General features: G+C 67.6%; 6 protein-coding genes and 1 pseudogene. 2 read left to right on the forward strand and 5 right to left on the reverse strand.

Features of this window, described 5'->3' with window-relative positions; all coding sequences use genetic code 11:
- Window positions 1–430: 430 nt before the first annotated feature.
- From BRAS3809_RS12030 to BRAS3809_RS12045, 4 genes are read right to left on the reverse strand one after another with little or no spacing between them, the layout of a single operon-like run.
- A complete protein-coding gene (locus tag BRAS3809_RS12030; RefSeq protein ID WP_240535656.1) occupies window positions 431–1,714 on the reverse strand; it encodes an O-antigen ligase family protein in 1,284 nt (427 codons plus the stop codon).
- A gap of 22 nt (window positions 1,715–1,736) precedes the next feature.
- Window positions 1,737–3,158 carry a glycosyltransferase family 4 protein gene (locus BRAS3809_RS12035; RefSeq protein ID WP_008962369.1) on the reverse strand — a complete coding sequence of 474 codons (1,422 nt, stop codon included), beginning with the start codon at window positions 3,156–3,158 and terminating at the stop codon, window positions 1,737–1,739.
- Window positions 3,155–3,895, reverse strand: a complete 741-nt coding sequence (locus tag BRAS3809_RS12040; RefSeq protein ID WP_008962370.1) for an ABC transporter ATP-binding protein — start codon at window positions 3,893–3,895, stop codon at window positions 3,155–3,157. The genes BRAS3809_RS12035 and BRAS3809_RS12040 overlap by 4 nt, the downstream gene beginning before the upstream one ends.
- Before the next feature lie 3 nt (window positions 3,896–3,898).
- Window positions 3,899–5,818, reverse strand: a complete 1,920-nt coding sequence (locus tag BRAS3809_RS12045; protein WP_008962371.1) for a glycosyltransferase — start codon at window positions 5,816–5,818, stop codon at window positions 3,899–3,901.
- Window positions 5,819–6,102: 284 nt separating this feature from the next.
- Here BRAS3809_RS12045 and BRAS3809_RS12050 point away from each other — a divergent pair, with 284 nt between their 5' ends.
- Window positions 6,103–7,023: a DUF6502 family protein gene (locus BRAS3809_RS12050; RefSeq protein WP_008962372.1), complete on the forward strand. Its 921-nt coding sequence runs from the start codon at window positions 6,103–6,105 to the stop codon at window positions 7,021–7,023.
- Window positions 7,020–8,204 (forward strand): DUF5666 domain-containing protein, encoded by a 1,185-nt coding sequence (locus BRAS3809_RS12055; RefSeq protein ID WP_008962373.1) that lies wholly within the window; start codon window positions 7,020–7,022, stop codon window positions 8,202–8,204. The genes BRAS3809_RS12050 and BRAS3809_RS12055 overlap by 4 nt, the downstream gene beginning before the upstream one ends.
- Window positions 8,205–8,456: 252 nt before the next feature.
- On the opposite strand, the pseudogene BRAS3809_RS12060 reads toward BRAS3809_RS12055, so the two are convergent.
- Window positions 8,457–8,647: pseudogene (locus tag BRAS3809_RS12060) on the reverse strand (microcin ABC transporter ATP-binding protein); the annotation flags it as partial.

The raw sequence follows: 8,647 nt of genomic DNA on the forward strand, positions 1-8,647 counted from the left end.
CTACGGCTTATACGTGCTCTCCCCAGGGACCGGCTGTCTTGCCCCTGTCAGCCGCGGGCCTCATCAATGCCCTGCGACCTTGACGCCAGCATCGGGGCGCCAGGACCACACGATTTCGCCGTCCGCATGCTGCCGTTCGTCCGTGCGCACAGGCACACGCAGCCTCATCGCGGCCACCGCATCCCGCACCCGACGCCCGTGACGACGCGTTCGCCCCTCTCGTGGGACAGGACGCGCCATGAATGGCGCCGAATGGCCCACGACGCAAGCGATTTATTTTTATCGGAATCTCTTGACTGATTTTCGTAAGTCGCACCCGTCGGGCAAATCACCCTTCTTCACCGGCGCGTTGCCGCCGGGCGGGGCAGCGTCCGAGCCGACATGCAGAGTCATCGGGCGCGGGATGGCTTCGGGACCGCGGAGCACCTGCTCACAGGGGCCGCTCCGGCGGCTCGCTCCGGCGCTCGCCACCGAGGACGACTCCGCCGGCAACGCCGACCCCGAGCACATAGATCCATCCCGGACCGAAATCGAAAAGATGAGAGTTCAGCAGCGAGCTGACGATGTTCTGCACGACGACGGCAAGTCCGATCCAGGCAGCCGTGTTCCTTGCCAGGAAGAGGCGCAGATGGATCGACCACATCGCATAGAGAACGAGGACACCGACGATCCCCCATTGAATGGCGACGCTGAGCGTCTGGTTGTGGGGATTGCTCACGATCTCGGCCCGCAGGCCGGTCTGTCCGACCGAGTCGGCTTCGAACAGCTGCCGGATCGATCCCGTGCCGTGTCCGAGCAGAGGCGCCTCAGCGATGAACCTGATGGACTTCTGCCAGTAGGTCAGTCTCTGCGCGGTCGAAGCCGGAACATTGGCATCGAAGGCGCGGTATTCGACCGCGATATCCGCGACACGCTGACGGAGATAGGGCGACGTCGTCCAGACCAGGCCCGCGGCCACGAGCGCGCCCGCCATCACCGCAAGCGCGGCGCGGCGCTCGAGATGGCGCAGCACGAACAGTACCAGAAGCACCGGCATATAGATCAGGGCCGTCCGCGCGGACACGACGAACAGCATGTTGGCGACGAAGCCGGCGATCAGCGCCAGCAGACCGGCTGCGGCGAGAAGCGAGCGCCGTGTCCAGGCCGCCAGGAGCGGTGCAGCAAGCGCGAAGGCGCACAGCGCGAATTCCTGGCTCTGATCGATATAGTTCTTCACCGGCACGCCGTTCGACGCCGTTGCCGTGATCTTCCAGGACGGAGCAATGAGAACGATCCAGGACAACATCATCAGTACCGTGCAGGAGCCGACAAAGCCCGCGAGCACCCAGGACGCGCGTTCCGACCGCCTGAAATGGTACAGCAGCAAGGGGATCAGCAGCAGCTTGGAAACCGGGTTGAGGCCATGCAAGCCTGATTCCCATGTGCCGCCGGACCAGAGAACGCCGAGGTCGGCGAGCGCAAAGAAAGCCAGCGGCAGCGCGCAGGCCGGCGCCGCGAGGCCACGGACCAGCTCATCCCAATCGATCGTCGGGACGATCAGGATCAGCCACGCCGTCATGAAGATCGCGGTCGCCGATGTCGACCAGGGCAGCGCGGCGGCCGTCAGGACCACCATCATGTCGGCCAGGCGCAGATACGCGGGCGCCTCGAGCAGCGACGGTGATACCGAACATGACGCTGCAGTCTGACGCGACGGGCCAGCCTCGGTCTGCATGAGATACGTCTCCTGCAACATGTCAGACCACCTGTGTCGCCAGACGATCGGGCTCGGCTGACGGCAGCTCGGCCGCATGTCGCCCGCCCGCGGGCGGCCCGCCCGAGCAGGGCCCGAGCAGATCGCGCGCCTGGCTGCGATGACCGAACCGCATCGCCAACTCGCTCCGGCGGCTGCCGATCTTGTCGCGCCACGCGTCCTGCTGAAGCAGCGCCCGATTGACCGCATCGCAGATCGAGCTGGTCGAGAAGGGATCGAAATACTCCGCGAGATCGCCCGCCACTTCGCGGAACACCGGGATGTCCGAGCAGAGCACCGGCGTATTCGCGGCCAGCGCCTCGATGATCGGCACGCCGAAGCCCTCCGCGAAGCTCGGCATGATCAGACCATGCGCGTCCGCGATCAGCGCCAGCTTGTCCTGCTCCTCGACATAGCCGGCAAAGCGGACATTGGGCGGCAGGCCAACCGCCCGCTGAGCCTTTCCGGCATAGCCGATCACGACCAAATCCGCCTGCGGGAGCCGGCGAAAGGCGCGGGTCAGCGCCTCCAGATTCTTCCTCGGCTCCGCCGAGACGATGACGACAAAGGTCGGCCGCTGAGTGCGGGGCGCCTGCGCCGGCGCTGAACAAACGTCATCGAAGCGGGTTCGCGGATAGACGACGCGCGCGGGCCGATGCGCATGGTGCGGCATCAACTCCCTGAACCTTTGCAGGCTGTAATTCGACACAAAGGCCAGTTCGTCGGCCTGCTCGACGCTGGTCGCGAGCCGGGACAGGAACAGCTGCGTTGCGGCGTCGCTCAGCTTGAGATCGGTGAGCGGCAACAGGTCGTGGACCACGCAGATCACGCGCGCTCCCGGATCACGCCTGACCGCGACCCGGGTCGGCGTATCGACCAGGACGATGTCGTAGCCACGTGCGTCGATGCGTGGGGGCGGCAGCCGGAAGAACGCCGAACTATCCTGATAGCTGTAGAAGCCGGGCTCGAGCATGAAGCTGCGGAACAGCTCGAGATGACGCAGGTCCGGCGGGATGTATTCCAGTCCGCGGCTCCGGTTCTCGATCGAGCGGTGGCGCCGGCGCGGCAGGCCGAGGGCCCGCACGAAGCAGAGGCAGAACTCCCATGAGACCGATACGGTCACGCGGCTTCGAAACCAGTCGATGGCCTGGCGCAAGCCGCCACGCGCCGACTGCGCGTTCATGTCGGCCTCGTCGAGGAAACGATACAGGGCCAGGAGCTCGATCAGCCGGGAGTCCGACGGCAACAGACGGGCCTGCTGCTGACGCTTGCGCAGCTTGCGATAGCGCCGGGTCGTCTCCACCAGCAAGGTGAGCTCGTGACCGTCATTAGCAAGCGAGCGCAGCAGCTCGCGGGTGAAATGAAAGATGCCGCGCTTGTGGTTCGGCTCCCCCAGCGCCTCGCTGACGACCAGAATCCGTGTCATGCACAAATCTCCTGAAAATGAGCGCGCGCCGTGGACGATGAAGCGACCGGGACCGTGGCGACGACACGGCCGTGTTCGAGCCGGACGATCGCGTTGCAGATGCGATGAAGCAGCCCCTGGTCATGCGAGGCGAGCACGACGATCGCGGCCGTCGAGACCAGCTTGAGCAGCCGCCGCTCGGCCTTGGCTGCGAACTGCTCGTCGACGACGCTGAGCCACTCGTCGAGCAGCAGGATGTCGGCGGGGAACGCCGTCGCGGTGGCGAACAGCACCCGCATCAACATTCCCGACGAGAACATGCGAAGCGGAATGCGGCGCATCCGCTCGTCGAGCTCGGTGAACGCCCAGATCTCGTCGATGATGTCCGGTGTCGGCCTGCGTCCGCCGATCCGCAGCAGCAGGCTGATATTGTCGTCCGCGACGAAATCGAGATTGGCGCCGGCCGAGAGGCCGAGCAGCGGCACGACCTCGCCTTCGATCTCGATACGGCCCGAGCTGGCGGGATAAACACCCGCAATCAGCCGCAACAGGGTGGACTTGCCGGATCCGTTCGGCCCGAACAGGCCGATGCGCGCTCCTGACGAAGCCTCGATCGAGATGTTGTCGATGGCGCGGATCATTCGCATTCCATCGGCGTCTCCGACGAGACGGTCCAGCATCCGGCGCTTGATCGAGAAATCGTAGGCGCCATAGAGCGGGTAATCGAGAGAGACCTGGTTCAGATGGATTCTTGCCATGGCTCAGATCCAGAACGCGGCCTTGCGCAGATGTCCGATGGCGGCGACGCTCGCGAGGCCGAGGACGGCGAGGACGACGACGACGTAAAGGACGCTGGCCGCGGGCACGTGGCCCGTGGTCAGGGGATCGCGCCAGATCGCGAACAGATGCGTGAGCGGATTGAACCGCATGATGAACGAGCCGCGGTCGACCATCTCCGGCGACCACACGATCGGCGAGGCCAGAAACGCGAGCGTCAGGCTCGACTCGATGATCGGCTTGAGGTCGCGGAAACGCGTCGCGAGCGCGCCGAGCACCAGGCTGAGCGCAAAGGTGCAGGCGACGAACAGCACGAGGCCGGGCATGGCCTTCAGCGCAGCGGCGACATCCATCGGGGCAAGCAGCAGCCACAGCAGCAGCGGCACCGAGGAGTTGTGGAGGGCGAACAGCAACTGGCGAAAGCAGCATTGCAGCAGGAACACGATCGGCGAGAGCGCCCTGTCCTTGATCAGGCTCGCCGAGGCTTGCAGCGCGGTGGTTGCGTCGAGCACCACGCTGTTGAGAAAGGTCCAGGCGGTGAGGCTGAGGGCCAGCATCGGCAGATGCGACAGCATGCTGGTGGAGCTGAAATGGCCGACGACCGAGCCGAGCACCGCCACCATGATCGCCATCTGGATCGACATCCAGAACGGTCCCAGCAGCGAGCGGACGTAGCGATGACGCATGTCGGACCAGGCCAGCGCGGCCGCGATCCGGACCGGCTCGAGCAGGCCGCCGCGCTGCGTCCGCGCCGCGTTGGCGATGTCATGCGCGACGATCGCCTGGCGATAGACGCGCTCGATGCCCTGCCTGAAGCTGTCGGTCGAGTAGGCCGTTGCGGCACGGACGCGGGCTGCTGCCGCCATGCGCCGGCGGCGCTCGGGATCGGCCAGCAGCGTCGTGATCGCGCCGGCCAGTTGCACCGGATCACCCGGCTCGACCGTGATCGCCTCGATGCCGTCGCGTGCGACATGCGGTACGCCGGTCGGCAATGCCGTGTTGATGACGGGCAGGCCGGCCGCCATCGCCTCGAGCTGCGCGATGCCGAACGTCTCGGCAGCGGTGACCGAAGGCAGCACGAACAGGTCGGCCGCGCGCATCACATCACGCAGCTCAGCATCCGACAGCGAGCCGAGCAGCCGCACCCGCTCCCCGAGGCCGAGACTGTCGATCGACTGCTGAAGATGCGCGCGCTCGCGGCCCTCGCCGACGATCCACACCCTGAAGTCCTGATCGGCAGCCGCCCGGATCAGGACGTCGAAGCCCTTGTAGCGAACCAGACGGCCGCAGGCGAGAACGAGCGGCGGCGCGGCGCGCTCCGTCGAGGACGCATCTGACGGGGCGGCGAACCTCGAGACGTCTATTCCGAACGGCACGACCGCGCATTTGGCAGCGAATTCTTCCAGCACGGCGGTCTTGGTGACGAGCGCCGGGTCGGAGACGATGATCGCCTCCGCCCGTCGCAACGTCCTGCGCATCAGCGGCTCGACCAGCCAGCGCAGCCACGCATGCGAGACGATGTCGGCATGCCAATGCACCACCAGCGGCCGGTCGCGGCCGAGACCAGCGGCGAAGACGAGATCGGCCAGCGGAAACGGCGCATGCAGCGCGACCAGGTCATGCGCCGCGATCCGCCGCCACAGCCGCAGCGGATAGGTCGGCGCCACCGGCAGCGACAGAACATCGCCGAACGAATGCACCCGCTCGACGCTGACGCCGTCGACGTCCTCGCGGCGCGGACAGGCGGTATTCGAGCAGACCAGCACCGATGCCGCGAAGGCGTGCTTCACGCCGGCACAGATGTCGCGGATGACCGAGAGCGTGCCACCGTAGAGATCGGGATAATAGACCTTGAAGACGTGGAGGACCGAGGGGGGGCGGTCGGACTCGTCATGCGCTGACATGGTTTCCTCGCAGCAGGGAGGGAGAGGCTCGGCATCGTGGGAGGCGGTGACGACGGCTGCGGGCGCTGAACCTTCCCGAGCGGGTTCGTGACCGTGACGTGCGGTTCGAACGCAAGGCCCGGCGTTCGCTGGGCGAAACAATGGCTCGCGTACCGAATGGGGAAACATCGTGAAGTTCCCGTGGTCAGATGCGCCCCGTTTACGTGGGAATTTTTCACACGTCAATCCGTCGCTGCAAAAAAGTGGGATTGTGTCCCACATCCCTGGCCGCTAAAATTTCGGTGATGAGCCCGGACTCCCAGAACGCGACGGCCGCGCATGAGCCGCTCGCCGCGACCAAGCTGCACGCGCCGCTGGCGCGGCTGCTGCGTCCGCTGGTGCGTCTGTGCATCCGCAGCGGGATGACGTTTCCGGCGCTGGCCCAGCTGCTGCGCGAGCTGTTCGTCAACGTCGCCGAGCATGACTTCGCGCTGGAGGGCAAGCCGCAGACCGACAGCCGCGTCAGCCTGCTGACCGGGATTCATCGCAAGGAGGTGGCGCGGCTGCGCGGGGCCGGCGCGCCGGTCACCGAGGTGCCGGCGAGCCTGTCACGCACCAGCGCCATCATCGCGCACTGGCTCGCCGCGCCGGAGTTCACCGACGCCAAGGGCGATCCGCTGCCGCTGCCTCGCACCGCCGAGGGCGAGGCGCCATCGTTCGAGGCGCTGGTGGCCGCGATCACCAAGGACGTGCGGCCGCGGGCCGTGCTCGACGAGTGGCTTGACCGCAAGCTCGTGAGTATCGGCGCCGACGACACCATCGTGCTGACCGACACCGGCTTCGTGCCGCGCGGCGACGACGATCGCAAATGGTACTATCTCGGCCGCAACCTGCATGATCACATCGCGGCCGCCGCGACCAACGTGTCGGAGCCGGCGCCGCGCTTCATGGAGCGCGCGGTTCACTATGACGGGCTGTCGCCGAAGCTCGCCCGCCGGCTCGAGGCGCGCTCACGCGAACTGGCGATGGAGGCGTTGAAGACCGCCAATCGCGAGGCCAACCGCGCGCTGGCCAAGGACAAGGGCGGCGATGCCCGCTGGAATTTCGGCGTCTACATCTATCTGGAGGAGCCCAAGGAGGCTGCCAAGGAGGCTGCCAAGGAATCTACAAAGGAATCGACGAAGCAAGCCGCGAGGGGCGCAGCCGGCGAGGACGACGACAAGTGAGCGGACCGCCGACCATCTCGCGACGGGCTCTGCTCGCCGGCCTCTGGCTCGCCAGCACATCGACGCTTGCATGGGGCCAGACGCGCAAGGGCAATGATCAGGGCCTCGGCGGCACCGGCATCAGCCCCGGGCAGGACCAGGGCATGGGCGGCACCGGCATCGTCGGCGTGATCCAGCGTTTCGGCAGCATCTTCGTCAATGGCGAGCGCGTCAGCTACGCGCCCAACGTGCCGGTCACGATCGACGGCGAGGCTTCATCGGTCAAGGCGCTGAAGATCGGCCAGCTCGCCCGCGTGCTGGCGCGACGCGACGCCAACGGCACGCTCGGCACGGCGCGCATCGACATCGTCAGCGAGGTCACCGGGCCGATCGAGGCCGTTCGTGCCGGCGAGCTGACGGTGCTGGGCCAGACCGTGCTCTCGCCCGGCCAGCAGAGCTGGCGGAAGGTCGGCAGCTCCGTCGCGGTGTTCGGGCTGCGGCGCAGCGACGGCGTGATCGTTGCGAGCCTGGTCGATCCACGCGGCAACGTGCCGAGCCGCATCACCGGGGTCGTCGTGCGCGACCGCACCGGCCTGTCGATCGGCGGGCTGCGACTCGCCGGCGTCGACCAGGCGCTGGTCGGCCAGCGTGTGCAGGCCGAGGGCCGCGTGGCGCAGGGCGTCATGCAGGTGGCGCGCACCAGGCCCGACGATCTCAAGGATTTCGCCCGCGCCAGCCGCCTGCTGGTCGAAGGCTATGTCCAGCGCGTCGGCAACGAGCTGCAGTTCGGCTCGGGCTATGTCGCGCGCGACAATTCGCGCTTCCAGCCGGCGGGCGAGGTGCGCGTGGTGATCAACGCCGTGCCCGACGGCGCCGGCGGGCTGCGCGCCGAGTCGGTGCAGGCGGTGACCCGCTTCCCCGGCGAATCCGTGCAGGGACCGCAGGCGCCGCGCGGCCAAGGACCGATGCAGGGACCGGGCGGGCCGGGAGGCGGCAACACTCCCGGCGGGCCGGGCGGTCAGGGCCCGTCGAACGGTCCGGGTGCGCCGGGCCAGGGAGCGCCGGGCTTCGGCCGCGACGGCAGCATGGCGCCTCCGGGAGGCGCGGGATCTGGCATGGGCTCACCCGGCGGCTTTGGCCCCGGCGGCCCTCCGCCCGGCGGAGGCGGCTTTGGCGGCGGTGGTGGTGGAGGCCGGCGCTGAGAGCGTCACGCCGCGTCGTGGCGGTGATGCAGACTCCCTCAGAGCGAACGGTGCAGCTTCTGCCCGCCCTTTGCGGGCGCGCGACGAGCTTCGCTCGCGCTGAGAGGTCGGATTGCGCAGCAATCCGGGTGAGGGGCATGGTCGGGGCTGCGCCTCATCCCAACCTTCTCCCCGTAAGAACGGGGAGAGGGAGCGCATTCGCGCCCGGAGTGACAGCTCGGCCGAACGCGCGGCGTGGCAACGATCAGCTGATCAGGTTGCCGCCGCGCCATTGCCCGCGGTCTCGTTCCGGAACGCCGCGGCGAACAGGGCGCGCGTGTAGTCCGTCTTCGGCGCCTTGAACAATTGCGCGGCGGGGCCCTCCTCCACCACCTTGCCGTGACGCATCACGATGAGATGGCTCGCCAGCGCGGCGACGACGCGAAGGTCGTGCGAGATGAACA

Source organism: Bradyrhizobium sp. STM 3809, from assembly GCF_000239795.1.
GTDB lineage: Bacteria > Pseudomonadota > Alphaproteobacteria > Rhizobiales > Xanthobacteraceae > Bradyrhizobium.